Here is a 25,293-nt window from a genome sequence, read left to right as displayed (position 1 = left end):
TATGCAGCAACCGCCAGTTCTCAATGTCCAGCAAGGCAGTAGTAATGAGATTGATCTTCTCGCTTTAGTCGGGACTCTCATCGATCACAAACTATTAATTGCCGTGGTGGCAGGTGCCTTTATGGTGGCGGGTGCGGCGTATGCTGTGCTGTCCGCGCCAGTGTATCGAGCCAATGCGCTCGTTCAAGTGGAAGCAAAAAAGAATGACATGCTCGGTTTTTCCAATATAAGTACTATGTTGGGGCAAGAGTCGCCTTCTGTTACCGAGATTGAATTGATCAAGTCCCGCTCTGTACTGGGCAAGGCGATTGACAATTTGAACCTGGATGTCGAAGTTGAACCCAATTACTTCCCTGTAATCGGCGAGTTTATATCACGTCGATTCGAGCCTGATCAGCCGCAAGACGTTGCTGCCCCGTGGTACGGCTTCAGCAGTTTCACCTGGGGTGGGGAAGAGCTGGGTATTTCCGAGCTCCAGGTTCCGAATGCGTTGTTGGGCGAACCGATGACGCTGATTGCGGGTGAGAATGGCGCCTACAGTATGCTGGACGAGGATGGCAACACTCTTGCACGCAGTACGGTTGGCGAAGACTTCGACCAGGACGGTTTCAAAGTACGCGTTAAAACCTTGAGAGCTAATCCGGGGGCAAAGTTTACGGTTACCCGACAACCGCGGATGGCCACGATCATCGAGTATCAAAAGGCTCTTGATGTATTCGAGAGAGGCAAGGATTCGGGCATTCTTTCCCTGGCTCTGGAGGATGTCGATGCCGATAGATCCATTCGCACACTCAATGAAATCATAAAGTTGTATGTGCGGCAGAATATCGACCGCACGTCTGCGGAAGCGGCTGCCAGCCTGGATTTCCTGAAAGAGCAATTGCCGCAAGTCAAAAGAGATCTGGAAAAAGCTGAGAAAGCCCTCAATGAATACCAGATTCATAGCAAGTCGATTGATATCAGTTTGGAAACCAAAGCCATTCTGGATCAGATAGTTGCGCTGGATTCCAGCATTTCGACGCTAAAACTGCAACGAGCCGAGATGGACCGCAAGTTTACCGGGCAGCACCCGGCCTATCGCGCTTTGATGACGCAACTTGCAGAGCTCACATCCAAGCAAAGCTCCTTGGTCAAGAAAGTAGAAGGACTGCCAGCCACTCAGAAGGAACTATTCAGTCTGACTCGTGATGTTCAGGTGGGTAACGAAATCTATACACAGTTGTTGAACAAGTCCCAGGAACTCGATGTGATGCGCGCCGGGACGGTGGGCAATGTACATCTGATCGATGAAGCGGATGTCGACGAAAGTAAACCGGTAAAACCGCAAAAAGCGCTAATTGTACTGATGATGACATTGCTGGGTGGTTACTTTGCCATTGCAATGGTTTTGGTTCGCAAAGCATTGAATCGCGGGCTGGAAACCCCAGAAGCGATTGAACAGCTTGGGTTGCCCGTCTATGCGTCTATCCCGTACAGCACGTTGCAGAAATCCGAAGACGATAAGCGAGCGCGTGGCCGTGCGAACTCAGTGCATCTACTGGCTTTGGATCACCCTACGGATCTTGCGATTGAAGCCGTGCGCAGCCTTCGTACCAGCCTGCATTTTGCAACGCTGGAAGCGAAGAACAATCGTTTGATGATTTCCGGTCCCAGTCCGGCGGTGGGTAAGACTTTTGTATCGGTAAATCTCGCAGCCGTTATCGCTCAGGCGGGGCGTCGGGTATTGCTGGTCGACGTAGACATGCGCAAAGGCTATCTCCACAAAATGCTTGGAACAAGTTCGGAGAACGGTCTGTCTGACGTACTGTCCAGACAATGCTCTCTGGACAAGGCGATTCATCAAACCGCAATAAATGGATTTGACTTCATTTCCCGAGGACGGATTCCACCAAACCCATCCGAGCTCCTGATGAAAGCTAATTTTTCGGAGTTATTGGACGAGGTGAGTGGCAGTTACGACCTGGTGATATTGGATACTCCACCCTTACTTGCTGTAACGGATGCCGCAATTGTGGGTCGGCTGTCAGGAACAAATCTCATTGTTACTCGATTCGGTCTGAACCCCGCGCGGGAAATAGAACTCACGATGCGCCGTTTTGCACAAAACGGTATTGAATTAAAGGGCGCGATATTCAACGGCGTGGAAAAACGCGCATCCGCGTATGGGTACGGTGATTACGGATATTACCACTACGAATACAAGTCCGATAACGCCTGATTCATTTCACTGCTGCAACTGAATCACAAGTTTTCCTGGTAAATAATGTAAATATCCAGGAGGCCAATTAATCATCGTTCCCAGGGTGCTTGCGGTAAATTCTGGGGCGGTAGCGTACCTATATTTTAATTTCGTTGTTCGAAGTTCTTTGGTTTGAATGAGTTTCTACTCCGCATCGAACAGTAAGAATGCCGGCAATAAGGATGAAATGATGAAATACCTAGTGACGGGTGCAGCAGGGTTTATCGGAAGTTCGTTAGCCCATAAGTTATGTGCCATAGGGCATGACGTGATTGGTATCGACAACATCAATTCTTATTACGATCCAGCGCTCAAATTTTCGCGACTCGAGACTTTGAAGCCGTTGCGAAATTTCACATTTTTCAAAATGGATCTTTCCGACAACAATGCAATCGCACAAATCTTTCATGCACACAGATTCGATCGGGTGATCCATCTCGGCGCCCAGGCAGGTGTCAGGTACTCCATCGATAATCCGCACGCGTACCTGGATTCCAACGTCAACGGACATCTCAATATCCTTGAGGGTTGCAGAAATAACGGTGTCGAGCATCTGGTGTACGCGTCGAGCAGTTCTGTGTATGGCACGAGTAATACAACGCCGTATCAAACATCTTCTGCGGTAGACCACCCGATCTCTTTGTATGCGGCTACAAAAAGGTCCAACGAGCTGATGGCTCATACATATTCACACCTTTTTAGTATTCCAGTGACAGGCCTGCGGTTTTTTACCGTATATGGTCCCTGGGGCCGCCCCGACATGGCGCCGTTCAAGTTCACCAAGTCAATCATGGACGGGAAGGAAATTGAAGTTTATAACAACGGCAATCTATCCCGTGACTTCACTTATATCGATGATATCGTCGAATCCATACTGCGGATCCAGGATGTCGTGCCGGTGAAAGATAAATTTGATATGTCAGGTCCGGACATAAGCAGTGCTCCGTACAGAATTTATAACATTGGCAACGGAGCGCCCGTGTCCTTGACCAGGTTTATCGAGGCCATCGAAAGCGCCACCAATATAAAAGCGATCAAAAAATTTCTACCCATGCAGCCTGGTGATGTTTTTACCACCCATGCGGATACAAGTGAGTTGGTCAAGGCCATCGATTATCAACCTGTAGTATCCATAGAAGAGGGTATGAGTCGATTTGTGAGTTGGTACTCCGATTATTACGGGAAGCAGTAAATGTTTGCGTTAATAAAAAGCGATATTCGTGTTGTGTATGGAAACGCGGGCATCAAGTCTGTGTTGAAGTCACTTTTGAATCCGAGCATCCATGCCTCTTTGCTCGTGAGACTTGCCGCTTCCAAAAACAAGTTGGTGCATATCTTGAGCAGGAACTTGCTAATTGCCAAGCATGCAATCGATGTTGGCTATGGAGCATCAATAGAAGAGGGGCTATATCTTCCCCATCCAGTGTCAATAGTTTTTGGTTCGGGGAGTGTGATTGGGAAGAATTTAACCATCTATCAGGGATGCACCATCGGTAACAAAAGAGGGTATCCCACGCTCCAGGACGGCGTGACGATTTTTCCTAATTCTGTAGTGGTTGGAGACATCACGATTGGTGCAAACGCAGTGATAGGAGCAAACAGCTTTGTGGATAAAAGCCTACCACCCCAGACAAAATACCGCGGTTAGACGAGCAGTATTTCTCACGTGCTCCGCTTTTAATCTCGTTTCAGTGTATTTGGTCATTTATCTAGCCGGAAAGCTGACCCATAGTCAGCATGTAACCGAACAGGGCGTTGTATTAGTGACCTTTCTGTTGACCGGCATTCAGGTAGGCCAAACTGTGGGCGTGCAGGTGTATATATCGAAAACGGCGAGCCCTGCGTTTATTTTGATTGTTTGCCTGGGGTTATTGACTGCTGCCAGCCAATTTCGAATCGGCAGCATGTTCGAAAATTTTATATTGACCGGTATAGGCGCGATATGTGGGTATTTTCTCTCGTATAAAGTCGCTTTCAATTTGACGAGTCAGGACAAGTGGAAGTTTCAGGCGTTAACATCGATTCGCTACATAACCATAGGTGCCTGCGTTTTGATCCTGATATTGACCCGTACCTTATCAGTGCCGGCGCTGATCGCGACCGTAGTGATGATAACCGGGCTATTGTCGATCATGAATAATTCGAGAGAGCGCGCTGTCTTGCCAGCATCCAAGAATATCTATATGGGTCTGGTTACCATTTTTTCCGGAATTGCATTGTCACTGGTTTATCGAAACGATATTAACATCGTGCGTGACCTGTATTCGGGGACGGTAGACTTCGAGCTGGTTCATAACCTGCTCATAGCGTTCAGTGTAGTTGCAGCAGCGGCTGGTTTCATAGTAACCAATTTTGTATATACGAGATTCAATGATGGTGATGGAGCCCTGGGCCTGTTCAACGTTAAAACCTTTTCTTTTGCGTACGGACTGCTATTGTTGGGGTTTTTCGTTGCCATGCCGTTGTTTTCATTTTACGTAAAGATCCTGGCGTCCACTCTGATCGCAATCACATGTCCGGTGTTTTCTGCGTTTTTACACCTTAAGTCAAAATCCAATATTGTATATGTAATAGGAGCAGGCTCGCTGGTATTTGCCATGTTCGTACTGCGACCTTGGCTTGGCATGTCGCCGATCAATGCGTTCCTGATCTACAATATGATTACTTTGTCATGCTTGTATTGTGTAAGTGTTTTCTGCATGGCAGGTAGCAAGCAATGATGTTTGTTGTTCTGTTCGTGATCTCAATTTTTGTTGTGTACATAACGTACGCCGCAAAGAAGTCGATTACCTATCTATGGTTTTCGGTGTTTCTTGTTCTTTCCTATTTGGTGGACGGTTATTTTACCGACGATTATCAGTATCTTTTTTTCTCTGCGACCTACCCGCAAATACCATCGGACTCGGTATCGAATACCAGTGTGGCGGTCTTTTGTGTGTTGACTTTGATGGTTTATAGTTTTCTAACGATGTTTTTCAGCCGAAAAACCCACATATTAAGTTCCAGCTTTGAGATCAGGATCACCAGGAAGTTTATCGCGGTTTGTTTTCTTTACACTGTCTTTTTGTGTGGGCTGATCATTGTCAGTATGCAGAAGTATTCGCTTGCTTCGTTACTGAGTAACAGGCAAAGCTTTTTTGAAGATAATTTGCTTGCTGGCATCGCCCTATACACCGCGCCGGCGCTTTCAGTTCTATCGTTCGTAGGCGCGATGTGGACAAAGTCACTTCTCCTTCGATTGTTTTTCATCGTGGTGTTGTTACTGACGTTCTGTGCAAGCCTTGTTTCCGGCAGTCGATCGACCTTGGTCTTGAACTGCATATTGCCTTGCATCTTTTATCTGGTGATACGCAACGCCCAGCGAAAACAGCAAAAGAAGCTAAGCAAGAAGACCATTATTAGATTGATGTTGGCATGTTTTCTTCTGTTTAGCCTTTCTACACTTTATCGAGACTTAACGAGGGGCGAACAGGAAGAGCTCAATGTTTTTGTTTCACCGGACTTCGTGACCTTTGACTCCAGTTCTTTGATTATGCAACAGAGTATCGGTCCGGCTCAGACTTACTTGGCCGCGTTCACGTTCTTGATTCCTCGCTCGATATGGAGTGAAAAGCCTATCTCCGGTAATCGATACTTTACCCAAGAGTTTTTCTACGAGCGGCTGGTCGACAGCGGTGCCGAGATTACAGCGTCTTTGATTGGCGAGGCATATATTAACTTTCGCTGGCTCGGCGTGATAAGTGCCGGGGGGCTGTTGTTTTGTCTAAGTCAGCTCATTGAGAAGCTGTTCAGAACAGGTGGTATCTATTCTGTGCTCGGTCTGATTTTCCTGTTCAGAGGCACCAACATCATACGGGGAGATCTTTTGAACACGCTGGTTCCGCTGTTTTTCTCGTTTTTTATATTTTACGTAGCCTCGGTGCAAATCGTGCTTTCAAGAAAGACCCCAGGTGTGAGGTATGCCAGATGAGTGGAGGAAAACAGGCAGAAATTCTTTTTTGTCTCAGGCGCGATGCTCCGGAGAAACCAGGCGGTGACTCCGGGAAGGTATACAAGTATAAGCGCCACCTTGAGGCCAAGGGCTTTCTTGTCACTGTGGTGACCGATCCTCGTGAATTGGATATCAGGAAGACGAAGCCAGACGTCATGCACATGTTCAATATGCAGACACCGTACGAAAATTACAGGTATCTGAACTGGGCCCTGAGCAAGAAGATACCGTTTTGCTTTTCACCGATTCATCATGAAAAAAAGTACATGGAGCAGTATTTTCGCGGCGGTTTCTTTGGGAAGTTTTTGGGTTACGACGCTTACTTGATGCTTACGTCCTTTGCGAAAGAGTTCATCAAGTTCAAGAGTTTACGTAACGTTTTGGCTTACGGAAGCACTCCCTTGGGGATCAACAAAAAACTGGTGGAGCGTTCGTCGAGAATTTTTCCGTTGTCAGAGAGTGAACTTGTGAACATCAGGGGCGATGTAACCGACAGGTTGCCGTCTTCCAAGGTGAAGGTCATTCCTAATGCATTGACGTTTGGCAATGGGGGCGGCACGAACCCTGCGCCCCGCGACATAGATGTCATGGTGGTAGGTCGTATTGAACCCAGAAAAAACATACTGAAAATCGCTGAAACCTTCAAAGGTACACAGTACCGGGTCGTGTTCGCTGGGAAAGAAAACTCCAATCACAAGAAGTACTGTGAGAAATTCAAAGAGATCATCAAGGCTAGTTCCAATCTCGAGTATCTCGGTGAATTGAACCAGGATCAGCTTTGCTACCACTATAAAAGGTCGAAGATTAACCTTTCAAACTCTTGGTTCGAGGTCGTTTCTCAAGTGGATCTGGAAGCTACTTCCCTGGGATGCAAACCTATAGTTTCAGCAGCGTCAGCGCTGTTCGACTACTTTTCTTCGCCACCGCTGAGGCTGGAACCTGACTGCAGTCAAGCGGATATTCTGGAGTGCGTTGAAAACGCCCTGAAGGACGATTATCAACCTCGGTTGAAAAACGCCTTTTCCAATGATTGGGAAGGCGTCACCAATATCCTGATAAACGAATACAACGCGCTACTTGGTCGCAAGGAAGCCCAGGCATGAAAATACATGTTTCCATTGTGGATTTCTTCAAGGCGCCGAGACTGATAGAAAGCCTGAAGGCGCTGGAGCAGCAAAGTCTTTTTAACTGTTGCCAGGTCACCGTTTTCGATAATAGTGTCGATGACGATAACTTCAACCGGCTGAATGAATGTATCAGGGGGAAAAGTAACATCACGTTGCTCAGGTCGTCGCATAACAGGGGTTATACCAAAGCGACGAATTTATCGATGGACTTTTCTGCGGATTTCATGGTTCTGCTTAATCCAGACCTGATCCTTTCTTCAGTCGATTGTATAAGGGAGTCTGTGGAGATACTCCAGAAAGAAAAGAATATCGGTATCGTTGGTATCAAGCAGCTTGACGACCGCGGCAATGTAGAGCTCATAGCCAGAACTTACCCGAGTCTTGCCAGCCAGTTTGCTCGACGCGCTCCGCAAATGTTTTCCAGGTTATTCCGTGGTGCCCGAGACAGTTACGAATGTACGGAAGTGAATGGCAAGACCTCAGGACTTCATATTGTCGACTGGGTGCAAAGTTCATATTGGGTGGTGAAGGGCGATGTCTGGCGGGAGCTGAACGGTGTTTGCGAACACTTTTTCCTGTTTATGTGTGAGCCGGAGTTTTCCCGACGAGCAAAACAAATTGGCTATCTGACCGCTATCAATTGTAACTCTCATGCTCTTTCGGATGGGATTCGTGCAAGCGCCGGGGGTATTAAAGCGGTATTCAAGTCGAAGGCGTTCAGGCATCACATAGTTGATATGACAATTTACTATCTAATGAATTTGACTACTACCAAAAGGACTAACTCATGAAATTAACAGTTTTTGGAACTGGCTATGTCGGTTTGGTTCAGGCAACTGTTCTTGCGGATGCCGGGCATACGGTTTGCTGTGTTGACAAGGACGAAAGCAAAGTCGCCAAACTCATTGATGGTATTATTCCAATTTATGAGCCGGGTCTTTCCGCCTTGGTAAAAAAGAACTACGAGGCAGGGCGCCTGATCTTCACCACCGATCCCGCTGAAGGGGTTGATTTTGCAGAAATTCAGTTCATTGCGGTAGGCACTCCTCCTGGTGAAGATGGCAGCGCCGATCTCCAATATGTTCTGGCAGTAGCGGAAACTATTGCCAGTCACATGCGTGACAAGAAAGTTGTTATTAATAAATCAACTGTTCCTGTTGGCACCGCCGATAAAGTCAAACAGCGGATTTCCGAGGTCCTGAGCGCTAAAGAGTGCGCATTCGATTTTCATGTCGTTTCCAATCCAGAGTTCTTGAAGGAAGGCTCTGCTGTCAGCGATTGTCAAAAGCCGGATCGGATTATCATTGGCACGGATAGCGAATACGTTATTGATATGATGCGCGAGCTATATGAGCCATTCAGCCGCAATCATGAAAAAATTATCGTCATGGACGTTCGCAGCGCAGAGTTGACGAAATACACCGCCAATTGCCTGCTCGCCACGAAAATCTCCTTCATGAACGAAATCGCCAATCTCGCTGAGCTTTTAGGGGCCGATATCGAGTCGGTTCGTAAAGGTATTGGTGCGGATCCGCGAATAGGCTACCAGTTCATTTATCCGGGTTGCGGCTACGGTGGTTCGTGCTTCCCCAAGGACGTGAAAGCACTGGAGCATACGGCACAACAGTTGGATTTTGTCCCGCACATTCTGAATGCGGTTGAAAAGGTTAATACAAGACAGAAGAAAAAGCTGTTCGAGCAAGTTCAGTATCATTATGAGAATGATTTGCGCGGGAAGACATTTGCGCTTTGGGGACTGGCGTTCAAGCCCAATACCGATGATATGCGGGAAGCGTCAAGCCTGGAACTCATGAACCTGTTGTGGGGAGCTGGAGCCAGCGTACAAGCCTATGATCCGAAGGCGATGGAAGAGGCGCAACACCTTTATCCTGCACATCCAAACTTGCGTTTGATGGGGACTAAAGAGGCTGCGCTACAGGGGGCAGACTGCTTGATCATTGTAACGGAGTGGCAGGATTTCAAAGCTCCTGACTTTGATTTCATCAAAAAGTCCCTGAAAGATCCGGTGATTTTCGATGGGCGAAATATATTTGATCCTGCCAGGCTGACCAAGCAAGGTTTCCATTACTACGGCATTGGACGGGGTCTCTCGGTCCGGCCGGTTATATAGGCTTTGCTCGAGTCAGGCCGCAATGACTTGAACATATCTCTATAGTTCATCAGGATGTGAGTCCATGAAACAACGTATCTTAGTGACCGGTGGCGCCGGGTTCATCGGTTCCGCGGTCATACGGCATTTGCTGCAGCACGGCGACTGCGCAGTTGGAAATATTGACAAGTTGACCTATGCAGGCAATACAGAATCATTGTCGTCTGTCAGCCATTTACCTGCCTACAGTTTCTTTCAGGTAGATATATGTGACAGAGCGGATGTCGAGAAGGCTTTCGACCAGTTCCAGCCTGACGCTGTCATGCACCTCGCTGCGGAATCGCATGTCGATCGCTCGATTGATGGTCCTTGCGCGTTTATTCAAACCAATATCGTCGGCACCTTCACCTTATTGGAGGTCGCCAAAGCTTATTGGCTGAAGCTTGACCTCGAGCGTCAGAAACATTTCCGTTTTCATCATATATCCACAGATGAGGTTTATGGTGATCTGGAGGGAACCGAGGACCTCTTTACCGAAGAGACACCCTACGCTCCAAGCTCCCCCTACTCAGCCTCCAAGGCTGCATCCGATCATTTGGTCAGGGCGTGGCATAGAACTTACGGTCTGCCAGTAGTTGTAACAAACTGCTCTAATAATTATGGTCCATATCACTTTCCCGAAAAACTGATTCCCCACGTCATCCTGAATGCCTTACATGGCAAACCCCTGCCAGTTTATGGCGACGGGAAACAGGTGCGGGATTGGTTGTACGTCGAGGATCATGCCCGAGCTTTAGTCGAAGTGGTCACTCGTGGTGCTGTGGGCGAAACCTACAATATCGGTGGACATAACGAAAAGACCAACCTCGAAGTGGTTCAGACGATTTGTGAGTTGTTGGACGAGTTGGTTCCACCGAAGTCCACTCGCGAGAATGAACACTTGGCGTCTTACAAAGAGCTCATTACCTTTGTCAAGGACAGGTCCGGTCATGACCGTCGCTATGCCATCGACGCCAGCAAGATTAAAAAACACTTGGCATGGGTGCCGGAAGAAAGCTTTGAAAGCGGAATCCGCAAGACGGTGATGTGGTACCTGGAGAATCGCCAATGGTGGGAACACGTATTAAGTGGAGACTATCGCCTTGGTCGGCTGGGTGTGTCTTCAGATGTGGTCGAACGCTGAGTCTGGTATCAAGGAGCTTTAAATGAAAGGTATTGTTCTTGCAGGTGGATCCGGTACTCGCTTGCACCCGATAACCCGTGGTGTATCAAAGCAGTTGTTGCCCGTCTACGACAAGCCAATGATTTATTATCCTTTATCAGTCTTGATGTTGGCTGGTATACGCGAAGTGCTGATTATTTCCACGCCAGAAGACCTGCCCAATTTCCAGAACCTTTTGGGCGACGGGTCTTCTTTTGGAATTGAACTTCAGTACGCTGAGCAGCCTGCTCCAGACGGTTTGGCTCAAGCGTTCATCATTGGCGAAGAATTTATCGGTGACAGTAATGTCGCGTTGGTTCTCGGCGATAATATTTTCTATGGGCATGGCTTCAGCGCCAACTTACTGGAGGCCGCCAATCGCCAATCCGGTGCGACGGTGTTCGGCTATCACGTAGCTGATCCTGAGCGTTTTGGCGTAGTGGAGTTTGATGATCATGGCAAAGCCATTTCCATCGAAGAAAAGCCCAGGCAGCCTAAATCCAATTACGCGGTGACCGGCCTTTATTTCTACGATAACGATGTGGTCCAGATCGCAAAGCGGGTGAAGCCTTCCCATCGTGGCGAACTGGAAATTACCGACATCAACAATGCCTATCTTCAACGCGGTGATTTGCACGTCAGCGTACTGGGTCGCGGCTTCGCCTGGCTTGACACCGGAACCCATGATTCGCTGATGGAGGCCGGGCATTTCGTACAGACGATAGAAGCGCGTCAGGGGTTGAAAGTAGCTTGCCTGGAAGAAGTCGCTTTTAACCAGGGCTGGCTAAGTGCGGCGGAACTGGATAAACAGGCGACTGCTCTTCACAAGACGGGGTACGGTCAGTACCTCGCCGGCCTGCTGTCGACGAGGCACTCCAAATGAAGGTCATCCAGACTCGATTACCCGGGGTGCTTGTCATTGAGCCTAAAGTGTTTGGCGATGAGCGGGGTTTTTTCGTGGAGTGCTATCAGGAGCCACGCTACCGCGACATCGGAATTGAGTTGCCGTTTGTGCAGGATAATCACTCGCGGTCGCAGTATGGCGTATTGCGCGGCTTGCATTTCCAGCGTAACCGGCCTCAGGGGAAACTTGTTCGCGTTACCCGTGGGGCTGTCTACGACGTAGCGGTCGATATCGATCCTGCGTCTGCAACTTGTGGCGAGTTTGTCGGTGTGGAACTCACCGCGGATAATCATCTCCAGTTGTGGATTCCACCTGGTTATGCTCACGGCTTCTGTGTATTGAGCGATGTTGCGGACTTTCAGTACAAGTGCACCGATCTGTACTTTCCGGACGAGGAAGGCGGCCTGATATGGAATGATCCCGATGTGAACATTCCCTGGCCTGTGAAAACACCAAGACTCTCGAACAAAGATATGACCAACCCAAGCTTGCGCAGCCTGTTGGGCGGGGAGTGAATATGCGTGTTCTTGTCACCGGTGCCCAGGGTCAGGTCGGCTACGAACTGCTGCAGCGCGTACCTGCAGGTTTCACTGTGTTTGGTTATGGTTCGAAAGAGCTTGATATCAGTAATGCCGATCAAGTTCAGGCGGTGTTCGACGAGGTCAAGCCTGAGCTGGTCATTAATGCCGCAGCCTATACAGCAGTGGATAAGGCGGAGTCGGATGTCGAGCGTGCGTACGCGGTTAACTCGGGCGGGGTCGGACTCCTCGCAGTCACCGCGGAAAAACTCGGCATTCCGCTGCTGCATATCTCAACCGACTATGTGTTCAGCGGTGAGGGTGATAGCCCTTACACCCCTGATGATGCTACGGGTCCGACCGGCGTCTACGGTTTGAGCAAACTGGCCGGCGAGAATCAATTGGTGCAGCACTGCTCACGCCATATCGTTCTTCGAACCAGCTGGGTGTTCGGTGCGCACGGCAACAACTTCGTCAAAACCATGCTGCGCCTGGGCAGCGATCGGGACAGTTTGTCTGTGGTGGCTGACCAGCGTGGCGGGCCCACTTCCGCAAGCAGTATCGCCGACACGTTATGGGCATTGACGGTGATCTTCCGGCGCGAAGGGATGCTGGAGTGGGGGGTGTATCACTTCAGTGGCGAGCCTGCCTGTACCTGGTACGACTTTGCCAGGGAGATTTTCACCCAGGCGGTCAGCACCGGCTTGTTGGAAAAATCACCTGTTTTGAACGCAATACCCACCGCGGAATATCCGACTCCCGCCAGACGGCCAATGTGGTCGGTACTGGATTGTGCAAAGTTGACGGACACTCACGGAGTGGCATCCAGGAACTGGGTGCAAGAACTCCGGTTGGTTCTTCAGCAGTTGAGTGAACGTCCAGCGGTTTAATGGCAGAAAACCCTCCATATAAGTCCGACCATTAATAACAATTGTTGCAGGCGTTCCGTCGTTTCATCTGGAAACCAGAGAGTTAAACAGGCCGCGAACCCACTGAGTTTATTAGAAAATCTGCATATGTTAAAAAACTGTAGTGCGGGGGCTATGGGCCGGGCATCTGGTCTAGTGCCGCGCAATCGGTGGCATAGATGTTTTGTCAGTGACATGATCTGCATAAGGTAGACGGGGAACAGATATGACCATCTGACGTTTGTTTTGTCGATGGTCTCTTGTTCAATCGTTGTTGGTACCTCGTACCAAACACTGTATATCGAGAAGGAAACTGATATGAAAAAACTGTTAGCTATCACGCTATTGGGTGTTTTAAGTACGTCCGCAATGGCGGCAGAGGAACCGCTCACGCTGAGTACTCCATTGGTCGGCAGCGTTACCGTCGGTCAGAGTCTGTTAGTTGGTGCTGCCGTTGTCGCGGGTGTGGTTGCCGCGTCCAATAGTGGCGGAAGTTCTAACGGCGGTACTACCGGCACCACGGGTACTACCGGTACCTCGGGTACTACCGGTACCAGATAATATTGCTGGTAGTGTTCGGACAAGGTCACAAAGGGCTACCTGGGTGACCTTGTTTTTTTGGATGTGCCCTCAACGTGTGTAATGCCAATATGATCCGTAATTTTTCTGTTGCCGTACTGGCAAGTTTTACTTTGCAAGGCTGCATGTTTTCTCCTGGTCAACATATGGATACCAGTGAAATCGTTCGTGATGGTACTTCCGAAAGCAGCCGCGTTGAATTGATTCCGATCACACCTAAATTGATCGCAATGAACAGCGTGTCTCAAGTGACCCAGGCCATTCCGTCAGAACTATTGCGTTACTCTCCAGGCAGTTATCGGATTGGTGCAAATGACTTGTTGTTTATCACGGTCTGGGACCATCCTGAATTGACAGCACCCTCCGGGCCACAGCAGCAGATTGATGCAAACGGGCGTCTTGTCCGTCCGGACGGTAATCTCTTTTATCCCTATGTCGGCAATATCCCGGCAGCAGGAAAGACGATCGAAGAACTGCGGGCCTATATTGCCGAGCGTTTGACTCAATTTGTCGACAGTCCGCAAGTCGACGTCAGTGTGTTGCGCTTTGCCAGCCAGAAGATCGTCATTACCGGTGCAGTCATCAGGGCAGGGCAGCAACCCCTCACTACTACACCCTTGAGTGTTGTCGAGGCCGTTGGCGCCGCTGGTATCGACCCTCGGAACGCCGACCTTTCAAGCCTGACACTTACCCGAGACGGTCGCCAATACAAGCTGGACCTCGACGAACTCAATCGGGTGAGCGACTCGCAGTTGCCCAATGTTTACCTGAAGTCCGGCGATCAGTTGTATCTCGCCTACAACGATCGCAAGCGGATCTATGTCATGGGTGAAGTTGTCCAGCCCCGCGCATTGAGCTTCAAGACCAAAACCATGAACTTGTCCGATGTACTCGGCACTGTGGGAGGCTTGAACCAGACGACCTCTAACGGTAACGCGGTTTATGTCATCCGGGGTGTTGAAAACCTCGACAAGGAGCCGGCGAAGGTCTTCCAGTTGGAGGCCAACTCGCCAACTGCCATGGCTCTGGCGACCCGATTTGACGTGCAAGCGCAAGACGTGGTCTACGTCGGGCCTGCCAATGTCACACGCTGGAATCGCTTCATCAGCCAGTTGGTTCCTTCTGCTTCCATCCTCGGCATAGGCGCAGCTGCAAAAAATGACCTGAGCGAAGCCGACAGCAGATAAGGGCAAAGTCTCCCGTGAATATTTTGCGTAGCAGCGCCTGTGTGGCGATGGCTCTCATGCTGTGTGGGTGTAACCCGCTGATGAAGGCCTCTTTCGATACTCTTAAAGCGTCTACTGCGGGACCCGACTCGCTGGAGTTGACTCAGGCCCAGTTGGACGCAGTCCCGTTTCCCCAGATCAAAGTCACCACGTCCAGCAGCGAGGGCGTCATGGCCATGATCCGCCAACGGGGCGACCTGCAATTCTGGGTGGCCTCCGGCAAGCAGGTGCTGTTGATGCGCGATGGCTTGATCGTGCGCAGCGTGGGCCTGGGCATCAACCTCGACGGTACGCGCTGGGAAGGCGAGTCGCCGTTCAAGCGCGGGCTGCATCGGCTGCCCGACGGCTATGGCAGTACTCGCTCGATCGATATCTATGACGGCTACCGCGTCGGCATCGCCGTGAACAGTCGCTTTACCAGGGCGGGCATCGAGAACGTCACCGTCATGGACAAGACGTTTGCCTTGCTCCGTGTCGATGAACGCATCGATGCGCCTGAAATCGATTTCCATGCAGTCAATCGTTACTGGGTCAGGCCACAGGATGGTTTTGTCATTCAGAGCGAACAGCATTTGACGCCGCAAATTTCCCTGAAGGTCATTGTGTTGCGTTCTGGGCAGGGAGCCATGAATTGAAGCGTTTGAACATAGTGTTTGCCGGTTTGTTGTTGGCCGGCTCGGGTTTCAGTCAGGCTGACGTTACCGTCAGTGGTGACGTTCGCACGCCTGGGCAATTCAAGATCCAGCCTGGAGCGCGTCTGCTGGATGTGATCACCGCTGCGCGACCCGACGCACAAAGTTACTGGCTGGCTGCTGCATGGTTGCGCAAGCCGTTGCTGGAAGAACAACGCCGCTTGAAGGTCGGCATTTTGTTCGATCTGAAAGTCCTGCAGCGTGGCGCCTTGCTGTTTGATAGGCCGGCGCGGGCTGCATTGGCTGAACAACTGTATGAAGCGGTCAGCCGCTTGCCTGTGACCGGGCGGCAAATTGCAGTGCTGGATCCGGTGGCGGTAGAGGTCGGATTCGCGCTAAACGGTCGTCTTGATGATGGCGACAGACTTGTTTACCCATTGCGCCCCGATACCGTGGAGGTGCTGGGTGCCGTGGCGCAACCTTGCCGGCTGCCTTATCGGGCCATGCAAGAAGCCCGTGACTATGTGCACGCTTGCCAGCCTTCGCCCGAGGCCGAGAAGGACTATTTGTGGGTCATCCAGCCCGACGGTCAGACCCGACGGGTCGGTATCGCCATGTGGAACCGTGAAGAGGGACATTGGCCTGCCGCTGGCAGCAAGATCCTGGTGCCAATCAAAAACGATGATCTTGACCCACCCACGCCCGAACTCAATCAGCAATTGGCCGAATTTCTCGCCACTCAACCAGTGGCTGAGGTGGCGCCTTGAAGTTACGATTTGCAGCTGTCCTGTTATTGCCTATTGGACTTGCTCATGCAGAGCCGCGGTTTACTCAGAACGACTTTGGTGGGGTGGGCTTGTTACAAACGCCCACCGCACGCATGGCGCCTGTCGGTGAACTGAGCGTCAATGCCAGCCGAACCAGCCCCTATAGCCGATACAGTCTGTCCCTGCAGCCGTTTGAGTGGCTGGAAGGCTCGTTTCGATACACTGCGATCACCAACCGCCCCTATGGTCCTGAGTCGCTCAGTGGCGACCAAAGCTACAAAGACAAAGCGGTCGACGCCAAAGTTCGTCTGTGGGAGGAAAGCCATTGGCTTCCGCAAGTGGCCCTGGGTTTCCAGGACATCGGTGGTACCGGGTTGTTTTCCAGCGAGTACGTCGTTGCCAACAAGCGCTACGGCAACCTGGACTTCAGTGCGGGTGTTGCCTGGGGTTACATGGGAAGTCGAGGCGATTTCAATAACCCGCTGGGGTGGATCGATGATCGTTTTGATACGCGTCCGCCGAGTGAGGGGACAGGCGACTTCAACTCGAACGCTTATTTCAGGGGGAGGCCTTCGTTTTTTGGTGGTATCGCTTTTCAAACGGCGTGGGCACCTCTGAGCTTGAAAGTTGAATACGAAGGCAATGACTACAAAAGCGAACCCTTCGATAACTCCATCAAGCAAGACTCGCCCATCAACATTGGTGCGGTTTTCAAGCTGAGTGAATCGGTCGACCTCAGTGCTGGTTGGGAGCGCGGCAATACCGCCATGTTCGGTATCACGCTGCACACCAACTTTGTCACTCGCCAGGCGCCGGTAAAGACCTACGATCCGCCAGCCGAGCCTCTTCCGGTCCGGCCGCCGGTAACGTCCCCGGATCAGGTCAATTGGGCCAGTGTGTCCCAGCGCCTGGACAACAACGCCGGGTATAAAGTGGAGCGGATCAGCCAGCGCGGTTCGGAATTGCTGGTGTATGGCGAGCAGTCCCGTTACTTCTATTCGGCAAAAGCCGTGGGCCGCGCCAGCCGGATTCTGGACAACAGCGTCAACGATGACATCGATTGGTTCACTCTGGTGAACAAGCGATACGACATGCCCCTGGAAGAAACCAGTGTGCCCCGCGAAACCTTTCGCGAGGTGGTCAGAAACGAACAACCGCTGCAAGACCTGCATCGAGCCACCGAGGTCAACGCCGCTGTTCCGCACGCAGAGACCACGTTGTATACCCAGGTGCCTGATCCTTTCTCTTATGGCCTGGGTCTCGGGTACAAGCAGAACATCGGTGGACCGGATGGCTTGCTCTATCAGGTCACTGCTGACGCGGACGCTGAATATCGCTTCACGCGCAATACCTGGTGGAGCGGTCTGCTGAGCGTCAACTTGTTTAATAACTTCGACAAGTTTACCTACGACGCGCCGAGCGGATTGCCGCGGGTACGCACCGACCTTCGTGAATACATGACGACCTCGGACGTCACCTTGCCAACATTCCAGGTCAACCACGCCAAGCAATTGGATAATGACGTGTATGGCATGGTTTACGGGGGCTATCTGGAGTCGATGTTTGCCGGTGTGGGTGGTGAAGTGCTTTTTCGTCCCGCTGGCCAGCGTTGGTCTGTGGGGGCTGATCTGAACTTTGTTCGCCAACGTGACTTTGACCAGGGTTTTGGCTTGCGTGATTACTCGACGGTCACTGGTCACATCACCGGTTACACCGATTTGCCTTTTGAAGCGCAGGCGGCGGTCAGCGTAGGTCGTTACCTGGCCCGCGACTGGGGCGCCACGATCGACCTGTCACGGGAGTTCAACAACGGCGTGCGGTTCGGTGGCTGGGTTACCTTGACCTCGGCAACCAAGGAAGAATACGGCGAAGGCAGTTTCGACAAGGGGATCTATATATCTATCCCGTTCGACGAGTTGATGAGCATGTCGACGATGCGTCGCGCCAATGTCGTTTGGGCGCCTTTGACCCGGGACGGTGGAGCGCGGTTGAATCGCAGTTACTCGTTACATGCGATGACCGATAGCCGCGACAGTGACTTGTTCTATCGTAACTTTGAGAAGATCAAGGAGTGATGACTCGCGATCTGCCGGGCTGGTCGGCACTGCAGATCGCTTTTCGTCTGTCAGCGCAAGCAGTTGAAAGATTGGTGACGCTCGATAACGGCACTTTGAAGTGCTGCTCGCGTTGCAAGAAGTTCTTCGGTAGCACAACTCTTTCGTCGCCATCCGTCGTTGGAAATAGTCCTTCCAGCTGTGCAAGCATTCCTTCATTGATCCACACCACGTCACCATGCTCAGGGGATGGATGATGAAGGATGTTGTTGTCTGCAATGCACCGGTCGTGCTGCGAAACCGACCGTCCTGAACACACTGATATTCCCCGGCGCAACAGGTTCTCCGGAGCATGTTCATTCCGTGTGGCTTTACAGTGAATCAAATGTCAGGCGGATAGGGTGTATTGTTCTTTCGCCATCATCGGAGTCTTCCGCGCATAGCCGGTAAGGCGCACACGCATGAAAGCCAAAAAGGGGACTGACGTCCCCTGATTTGGTTGGCTGGCGCAAACGATGATCTGGCGTTTCGCCTTAATAGATGTCTTTCGACAACAGTGTGAAAGGGGTCTTCAGCAGGATTTTCACATCCAGCCATAACGACCAGTTGTTGATGTACTTGAGATCGATCTCGACGCGTTTCTGCATTTTATCGATGGTGTCGGTCTCGCCGCGGCAGCCGTTGATTTGAGCGAGCCCGGTGATACCCGGCTTGATTCGGTGGCGAGCCATGTAGGCGAGAATCTTGCCCGAGTAATAGTTGTTGTGCGCAACGGCGTGCGGACGTGGGCCGACCAGGGCCATATGTCCTTGCAAGACATTGAACAACTGCGGCAACTCATCAAGAGAGGTGCGACGGATAAAGCGCCCCACCGGTGTGATGCGTGAGTCGTTACGTCGGGCCTGCTTCACTTCGTGATCATCATGTACGCGCATCGAACGGAACTTCCAGACCTGGATGACCTTGCCGTTCCAGCCATGCCGATCCTGCTTGAAGAATATCGGACCGGGCGATGTAAGTTTCACCGCCAGGCCAATGATCAGCAGGAACGGGCTCAAAAGCACGATAGCCATCAACGCCACGGTTTTATCGAGCAAGCTCTTGCTCAATGCGGCAGTGGGCTTGCTCGTCAGGGGGCTCTCGTTCAAATGGATCGCCGGCAGGCCGTCGACATCGCTGACCGAGTGATTGAGCAGGGTCAGACTGTTCAGGTCCGGCACCCAGACAACGTCTACGTTGGCATCCAGCAAATCAACATACATGGCTTCGATTTGTGCCGCCTCACTCAAGGCCAATGTGATGTACAAGCGTCGGATATCATGGGTTTTGATCAGTTCCAGCAGTTCTTCTTGCGGACCCACGACCGGCGGCAAACCTGGCGTCAGCAGGGGAGAGGAACCGGTGCTGACTAGGCCGACCAAGGGGAAGTGCTCGATTGAACCAAGTTTGTTTGCCAAACCCTGTGCCAGTTCGCCCGTGCCTACGATCAGTGTTCTGCGCTCTATTTGAAGAGAGCGTTGGTAATACTTCGAAAAACCATGCAGTGGTACGTAGAGCAATGCCTGTCCAATGTATCCGCACACTGCCCATTCCAAAATGATCTGACGGGAAAACAGCTCATTGGCTTTACACAGGAACGCGAGAACTGCCAGCGCTGCCAGTGTCATTGCCCAGCCCATCAATAACCTGACCAACCCCTCCAGATAGTTATCTTTCTTTGCATAAGCGCCACACCATGTATATGCGGGCACCGATGCGAGCACCGTAAGGGTTGCGCAAATGCGATAATAGAACTCCACAGTCCCAGTCTGGTAATAAACCAATATAAGTAACAGAGCGACAACGAAGCCCTGTCCCATTATCCACTGTCCCCAGAAGGTCAATCCTTTGAGGGTGGTATTTCGATTGATACGAAGATGGTTATCCATGCGATATCCTCAAAATACATCCATATTCAGTCGACAAGGCAGTAACCGAAATTGCTTTGGAAAATTTTATTGTTGTTACAAGTTCGCGGTGCGATGACAAACTGAAGCGCCAAGGGCGGCACTGTCGACAGTAAGTAGAGTAAGTTATCGAGGAGGGCGTTGTCTGACGACTTCTAACGGATGGAGAGTGATATCAGGTCGTGGTAATGGATATGCAAGGCACGTTATAAATAGTCGGCCAGGCATTCTGATCGAAGGAACTTTACAGAGGCGAGGGGAGGCATAGCTGGCGCAGGCAGGTGTGCGTTTTTTTTGTTGTTGTGCACTACCAGTTTGCCGGTTTACAGTTTCAGATCAACTGTAACCACGAACGATTTTTTGTATAAGACAGTACCCACGATTCCTGACTGCACGAAAAAGACGTTCGCCATGACTGGCGCTCTTGAACTTTTCCTGTAGTCGACTCAGGCACATTTCGAGACCTCGATAATGTTCGGGCTCTCTTCCGATGCTGCGGATAAGATCGGCTTTGCTGACCACTCGGTCATCGTGATGCAGCATCTTTTTCAGCAGTGTGGCTTCCAGGCTGGTCAGGACAATCTCAACGTCATCCTTGATCAGCGCTCCTTCGCCGTTGCTCAAATGCCAGGTTTCAGGAAGAGCAGACGGAGACTCGACGCATTTCGGAGCGTCATCCCGAATGCCTTCCCGGGGCACACCCGATTTCGAATCAATACCAGGGAATGGAGTGCTGGCCTGGGGCTTTTGCCATACGGCCTTGATCGTCGAAAGAATGCGCTGTGCATCATGGTGGATAACCGACGGGATCGTTCTTTCCGCGTGCGGGAAAACAAATTCCATGAGTTTTGGCGAAGAGGACGGCGGTGAAGCATCAGCTAAAAACATCTGTGTCGGTGACGGACCGAACGAGCTATACCGCTTGCTTGCGAGTAATTCTTCCAGTTCCACTTGTAGTGCGGGGCTATGGGTTACTACAACAAGGTATTTTCTAGGGAGGTTTGTACTGCTATCCATGGCTCTCTCCTGAATTGCACGCCTGGTGAATGTTTAAAGGTTTTCGGCAGGGGAGTAATAGCTCCCTTGAAAGTAATCAAAGGGCAACGCGCGCGCCAGTACATGGCTGGCTGCGTGATCGACTCTGTCCGCTATAAAGGCGACTTTGGTGTCATGAGCCTGCATGGTCATGCGCTCATGCAGTCGATCGAATAGTTCTGGATTGCCGGTGAGTTTGAGGCTCAAGTCCAGGGTCGAAAGAGAAATTCGAAAGTAATCAAACAGGTTCAGGGTTGTAAAAATTTCGATACTTTCGTAGTTGATGTTGAAGCCGTCATGGGCGACCTCGATCCCATGATCTTTCAGTTGATACAGGTTGTGGAGGATTTTCTTTTTATTGGTGAAGTCGATCGCCGGCAGTGGCAGGTCATTCAGTGTAATTACCAATGTCTGACCGAGAGTACGCAGGATTTCGCTGCATTCGAGCAACTCTTTCGCCAACGCATTATCAATGAGAGCGGACTGCTCGATACACACAAAGCTGCGATCGAGCCAAGTGGCCTTACCGGGGGTCTTGAGGTCTTTCAGCGCAAAGGCATTCAGGCGGGTTTGCATCAGCGCTTCTTTGTAGGTGACCGTCGACTGGCCTGCCGCGGATGCGTAGGGTGCAAATGTATGGTCGCGACTGGTCCTGATCTCACTGCCAAACGGGTAGTCGTTGCGTGTAAGAATCAACTGTCGGGACAAATGGGTATTCGCGCAGTCAAGGCGAGACGCGCATGTAATTGCATTCATGATGCATCAACTCCCTTGCGCATGGAAATCAGCTGGCAGAGATCAAACCCCTGATTAATCGATATCCATATCCGCGAATGCTCTGAATCGCGTTGGTGCCATACAAGCCTTTGATCTTGCCGCGAAGACGGCTGATCGATTTCTCCAGGGCCCTTGGGTCATAAAAATTGATGTTGAGACCCATGACCCTGGCGATTTCATCGTGGCTTAATATCAGGCTTCTCGTTTGAGAAAAAGCTTCAAGAATTTTCATTTCCGCGAATGAGACGTCAAGCTTTTTGCCATTTCCAATGAGGCACATGCGAGTGGGGTCTAAAAGCAGCGTGTCGTTATTCAGCCATTCCGGGCTGGTGAAAATCACGGAAAGGGTCTCGGCGCTTTCCTTTGGGTCGTTGGTGAACTTCACGCAGTAATCTGCCCCGGCAAGATAGCACTTCATCTTGTTGAAGGTGCCGGAGCCCGTTACGACTGCAAAGATAGTCGAGACCGTGTTATTGGCGCGCAGAGCTTCTATCAGGGTAATGCTTTCAACAAAGGCCTGGGGGCTATCAATAATAATAAAAACCGCACGGTACAACTCCGGATGCACTGCCCTTTTGAATGGGTTGTTGTAGCTCGTTGCATCGACGGATATACCATCCCCCACCTGGCTGGCGACTAACGTCCTGAATTCCTCAGCTACAATGTGAGTGCGGCCAATGGTGAGAATCCCTTTCTGTTCCCTCGCTTGGCTTTGAGTTGAAGTCGTTTTATTCCCTGTAAGCATCATGCTTTGACTCGACTGGGTGCTGGCGATTGGGATGTTAAAGCACGGATTACTATTTGTGTCTGACAATTGGTAACATTTTGCACAAATTGTACTGCCCGAGACGTTTTTTTAACATCGCAGATAAATCCGACGTGATCATTTGCTGTTCAGAGCAATCTGAGTGCAGTTTCTACGTGAACTCACTGGTTAAGTAAAGATGGCATATTGCCTTCTTTTTGTCTTTCGAATCGATTTCTCAGGGGTGTTAGCTGTACAGGGGGTCGATATATGTATAGCTTTTCGAGATTTTGTAACGGTATTTTTTCTTGTTGCAGCCATTTCGTTATGGGCGGCACGAGTACCGATCGAGTCGGTATGGTGGGTGTTAAGTAACAAATAAATTTGCACATGTTAATTTTGCTATTAGACGTTTGATAACAACAGGTTTCAATACTTCTTCCGGTACGTTCTACTCTCCCGTTCGCCAGTGCCGGCAAGAAAACTCAATTAAGTTGCGGCCCGGCGATTCTTTATCTCGGATGAGCCTTGTTCGATAGTGGGCAAGTGTTAGAGCGGTCACAGACCCTTGATGCGACTAACGCGAGGGTCTAACGGGGGGGATCGATGGATCTGTGGACGACGGTAAGTGTGTTGTTGTTAGGGGTTGTTGAAGGGCTGACAGAGTTTTTGCCCATATCCAGTACCGGGCACCAGATTATCGTGGCGGATTTGCTCGACTTTGGTGGCGAGCGAGCGATGGCGTTCAACATTATTATTCAACTGGGTGCCATCCTTGCGGTCGCCTGGGAGTTCCGACGCAAAATCCTCGAAATCGCCAGTGGTCTAACCACTCAACGCAATGCTCGACAGTTCACCGTGAACCTGTTGATTGGCTTCTTGCCAGCCGTCGTCCTTGGCGTATTGTTCGCCGATAAAATTCACGAGTACCTGTTCAATCCGGTCACCGTGGCGGTGGCATTGGTAGTGGGTGGCGTCATCATGTTGTGGGCCGAGCGGCGGGATCATGTGGTGTACGTCGATCATGTCGACGATATGCGCTGGACAGATGCCCTTAAAGTCGGTTTTGCGCAATGCCTGGCGATGATACCCGGCACGTCACGCTCTGGATCTACCATTATCGGTGGCTTGTTGTTTGGTCTGTCTCGAAAGGCGGCGACCGAGTTTTCGTTCTTCCTGGCCATGCCGACGATGGTCGGCGCCGCTGTTTATTCCGGCTACAAGTATCGAGACCTTTTCAAGGCAGGCGACTTCCCCGTATTCGCCCTGGGCTTCGTGACAGCGTTCGTGTTTGCCATGATCGCCGTCCGCGGTTTGCTCAGGTTCATCGCCCACCATAGTTATGCCGCGTTCGCCTGGTACCGGATTGCATTCGGTGTGCTGATACTGGCGACTTGGGTATTTGGCTGGGTCAATTGGACTGCCGCAGCGGCCTGAACAAGGTACCAGGCTGCAGCGCCGGCAGCCTGGTGAAGAATATTGCTCAACGACCCTCAAGCAGTTGCGCCGCCTGGTCCAGCAAGGCCAGCGGCTCCCTGGTCTTGTGGATATCCACCGACAATAACTGCCGAAACTTGCGCGCCCCCGGGAACCCGGTGCCAAGCCCCAGCACGTGTCGCGTGATATGGTGCATTGAACCACCAGCGTCGATATGCGCCGCAATGTAAGGCCGCAACCGTGCCAGTGCCTCGGCGCGACTGATCACCGGGGCCTTGCTGCCAAACAGCTGTTGATCCACCTCGGCCATCAGATAAGGATTGTGATACGCCTCGCGGCCCAACATCACGCCGTCGAAGGTTTGCAAATGCTCATGGCAAGCCTCCAGCGTCTTGATCCCACCGTTGAGAATGATCTCCAGCTCGGGAAAATCCGCCTTCAATCGCGCCGCCACGTCATAACGCAGGGGCGGAATGTCGCGGTTCTCCTTCGGCGACAACCCCTCCAGAATCGCAATCCGCGCATGCACGGTAAAACTGGTGCACCCGGCATCCCGCACTGTACCGACGAAATCACACAGCTGCTCGTAACTGTCCCGGCCATTGATCCCGATACGGTGCTTGACCGTCACCGGAATCGACACCGCGTCGCGCATCGCCTTCACACAATCGGCCACCAACTGCGGATGCCCCATCAGGCACGCGCCGATCATATTGTTCTGCACCCGATCGCTCGGGCAGCCGACATTCAGGTTCACCTCGTCGTAACCATGCCCCTGCGCCATGCGCGCACACGCCGCCAGGTCCAGCGGAACACTGCCGCCAAGCTGCAACGCCAGCGGATGCTCGGCCTCGTCATGCCGCAGGAAACGCTCGTGATCACCATTGAGCAAGGCACCGGTGGTGACCATTTCGGTGTAGAGCAGGGCGTTCTTCGACAGAAGGCGCAGGAAGAAGCGACAGTGGCGGTCGGTCCAATCCATCATCGGCGCGACGGAAAAACGGCGGGAGAGCGGGGCGGGTGTGGCGTTGGCTGCGGACATTGGGAATCTGGAATCGGTGAGGCTGGGAGGTGGGGGAGTTTATCAGGATTGGGAG

Annotated in this window: 23 protein-coding genes; 18 read left to right on the top strand and 5 right to left on the bottom strand. The window is 51.3% G+C overall.

What is annotated here, in order from left to right; genetic code table 11:
* Position 1 precedes the first annotated feature (1 nt).
* From CAG47_RS00885 to CAG47_RS00805, 17 genes are all read left to right on the top strand, one after another.
* On the top strand, positions 2–2,218 hold the full coding sequence (locus CAG47_RS00885) for a polysaccharide biosynthesis tyrosine autokinase (RefSeq protein ID WP_085723047.1): 2,217 nt from the start codon (positions 2–4) through the stop codon (positions 2,216–2,218).
* Positions 2,219–2,429: 211 nt separating this feature from the next.
* On the top strand, positions 2,430–3,431 hold the full coding sequence (locus CAG47_RS00880; protein WP_085723046.1) for an NAD-dependent epimerase: 1,002 nt from the start codon (positions 2,430–2,432) through the stop codon (positions 3,429–3,431).
* Positions 3,432–3,887, top strand: coding sequence for a serine O-acetyltransferase (locus CAG47_RS00875; RefSeq protein ID WP_085723045.1), 456 nt, complete (start codon positions 3,432–3,434; stop codon positions 3,885–3,887).
* Positions 3,888–4,002: 115 nt separating this feature from the next.
* A complete protein-coding gene (locus CAG47_RS00870; protein WP_085723044.1) occupies positions 4,003–4,959 on the top strand; it encodes a hypothetical protein in 957 nt (318 codons plus the stop codon).
* Positions 4,956–6,209 carry an O-antigen polymerase gene (locus tag CAG47_RS00865; protein ID WP_085723043.1) on the top strand — a complete coding sequence of 418 codons (1,254 nt, stop codon included), beginning with the start codon at positions 4,956–4,958 and terminating at the stop codon, positions 6,207–6,209. The genes CAG47_RS00870 and CAG47_RS00865 overlap by 4 nt, the downstream gene beginning before the upstream one ends.
* Positions 6,206–7,333 carry a glycosyltransferase gene (locus CAG47_RS00860; RefSeq protein WP_085723042.1) on the top strand — a complete coding sequence of 376 codons (1,128 nt, stop codon included), beginning with the start codon at positions 6,206–6,208 and terminating at the stop codon, positions 7,331–7,333. Before CAG47_RS00865 ends, CAG47_RS00860 begins: the two co-directional genes overlap by 4 nt.
* On the top strand, positions 7,330–8,148 hold the full coding sequence (locus CAG47_RS00855; protein WP_085723041.1) for a glycosyltransferase family 2 protein: 819 nt from the start codon (positions 7,330–7,332) through the stop codon (positions 8,146–8,148). Before CAG47_RS00860 ends, CAG47_RS00855 begins: the two co-directional genes overlap by 4 nt.
* The gene (locus CAG47_RS00850) at positions 8,145–9,488 is read left to right on the top strand and encodes a UDP-glucose/GDP-mannose dehydrogenase family protein (protein ID WP_085723040.1); all 1,344 of its coding nucleotides are present in this window, start codon (positions 8,145–8,147) and stop codon (positions 9,486–9,488) included. Before CAG47_RS00855 ends, CAG47_RS00850 begins: the two co-directional genes overlap by 4 nt.
* A 64-nt stretch (positions 9,489–9,552) precedes the next feature.
* Entirely contained in the window at positions 9,553–10,650 is a 1,098-nt protein-coding gene (gene rfbB, locus CAG47_RS00845) for a dTDP-glucose 4,6-dehydratase (RefSeq protein WP_085723039.1), read from the top strand.
* 22 nt (positions 10,651–10,672) lie between these two features.
* A complete protein-coding gene (gene rfbA, locus CAG47_RS00840; protein ID WP_085723038.1) occupies positions 10,673–11,551 on the top strand; it encodes a glucose-1-phosphate thymidylyltransferase RfbA in 879 nt (292 codons plus the stop codon).
* Positions 11,548–12,087, top strand: a complete 540-nt coding sequence (gene rfbC / locus CAG47_RS00835; RefSeq protein ID WP_085723037.1) for a dTDP-4-dehydrorhamnose 3,5-epimerase — start codon at positions 11,548–11,550, stop codon at positions 12,085–12,087. The genes rfbA and rfbC overlap by 4 nt, the downstream gene beginning before the upstream one ends.
* Positions 12,088–12,089: 2 nt before the next feature.
* Positions 12,090–12,980, top strand: coding sequence for a dTDP-4-dehydrorhamnose reductase (gene rfbD, locus CAG47_RS00830; protein ID WP_085723036.1), 891 nt, complete (start codon positions 12,090–12,092; stop codon positions 12,978–12,980).
* Positions 12,981–13,316: 336 nt separating this feature from the next.
* The gene (locus CAG47_RS28875) at positions 13,317–13,559 is read left to right on the top strand and encodes a hypothetical protein (protein ID WP_085723035.1); all 243 of its coding nucleotides are present in this window, start codon (positions 13,317–13,319) and stop codon (positions 13,557–13,559) included.
* 89 nt (positions 13,560–13,648) lie between these two features.
* Positions 13,649–14,764, top strand: coding sequence for a polysaccharide biosynthesis/export family protein (locus tag CAG47_RS00820; RefSeq protein ID WP_085723034.1), 1,116 nt, complete (start codon positions 13,649–13,651; stop codon positions 14,762–14,764).
* A gap of 14 nt (positions 14,765–14,778) precedes the next feature.
* Positions 14,779–15,438, top strand: a complete 660-nt coding sequence (locus CAG47_RS00815; RefSeq protein ID WP_305881836.1) for a YjbF family lipoprotein — start codon at positions 14,779–14,781, stop codon at positions 15,436–15,438.
* On the top strand, positions 15,435–16,202 hold the full coding sequence (locus CAG47_RS00810; protein WP_085723032.1) for a capsule biosynthesis GfcC family protein: 768 nt from the start codon (positions 15,435–15,437) through the stop codon (positions 16,200–16,202). The genes CAG47_RS00815 and CAG47_RS00810 overlap by 4 nt, the downstream gene beginning before the upstream one ends.
* A complete protein-coding gene (locus tag CAG47_RS00805) occupies positions 16,199–18,277 on the top strand; it encodes a YjbH domain-containing protein (RefSeq protein WP_085723031.1) in 2,079 nt (692 codons plus the stop codon). Before CAG47_RS00810 ends, CAG47_RS00805 begins: the two co-directional genes overlap by 4 nt.
* 512 nt (positions 18,278–18,789) lie before the next feature.
* Here CAG47_RS00805 and CAG47_RS00800 read toward each other — a convergent pair.
* The 4 genes from CAG47_RS00800 to CAG47_RS00785 all read right to left on the bottom strand — a co-directional run bounded on the left by CAG47_RS00800 (position 18,790) and on the right by CAG47_RS00785 (position 22,762).
* A complete protein-coding gene (locus CAG47_RS00800; RefSeq protein WP_085723030.1) occupies positions 18,790–20,184 on the bottom strand; it encodes an undecaprenyl-phosphate glucose phosphotransferase in 1,395 nt (464 codons plus the stop codon).
* 354 nt (positions 20,185–20,538) lie between these two features.
* Entirely contained in the window at positions 20,539–21,219 is a 681-nt protein-coding gene (locus CAG47_RS00795) for a helix-turn-helix domain-containing protein (protein WP_085723029.1), read from the bottom strand.
* A gap of 33 nt (positions 21,220–21,252) precedes the next feature.
* Positions 21,253–21,993, bottom strand: coding sequence for an EAL domain-containing protein (locus CAG47_RS00790; protein WP_085723028.1), 741 nt, complete (start codon positions 21,991–21,993; stop codon positions 21,253–21,255).
* A 28-nt stretch (positions 21,994–22,021) separates the two neighbouring features.
* On the bottom strand, positions 22,022–22,762 hold the full coding sequence (locus CAG47_RS00785; RefSeq protein WP_085723027.1) for a winged helix-turn-helix domain-containing protein: 741 nt from the start codon (positions 22,760–22,762) through the stop codon (positions 22,022–22,024).
* A gap of 603 nt (positions 22,763–23,365) precedes the next feature.
* On the opposite strand from CAG47_RS00785, the gene CAG47_RS00780 reads away from it, so the two are divergent.
* Complete coding sequence (locus CAG47_RS00780) at positions 23,366–24,196, top strand: undecaprenyl-diphosphate phosphatase (protein ID WP_085723026.1); 831 nt, start codon at positions 23,366–23,368, stop codon at positions 24,194–24,196.
* Positions 24,197–24,242: 46 nt separating this feature from the next.
* Here CAG47_RS00780 and dusA read toward each other — a convergent pair whose 3' ends face one another.
* Positions 24,243–25,238 carry a tRNA dihydrouridine(20/20a) synthase DusA gene (dusA, locus tag CAG47_RS00775; RefSeq protein WP_085723025.1) on the bottom strand — a complete coding sequence of 332 codons (996 nt, stop codon included), beginning with the start codon at positions 25,236–25,238 and terminating at the stop codon, positions 24,243–24,245.
* Positions 25,239–25,293 lie beyond the last annotated feature (55 nt).

The organism is Pseudomonas sp. R37(2017), assembly GCF_002113375.1.
Taxonomy (GTDB): domain Bacteria; phylum Pseudomonadota; class Gammaproteobacteria; order Pseudomonadales; family Pseudomonadaceae; genus Aquipseudomonas.
The sequence above is the reverse complement of the archived record's forward strand: the minus strand, read 5'-3'. Positions and strand labels throughout refer to the sequence as shown.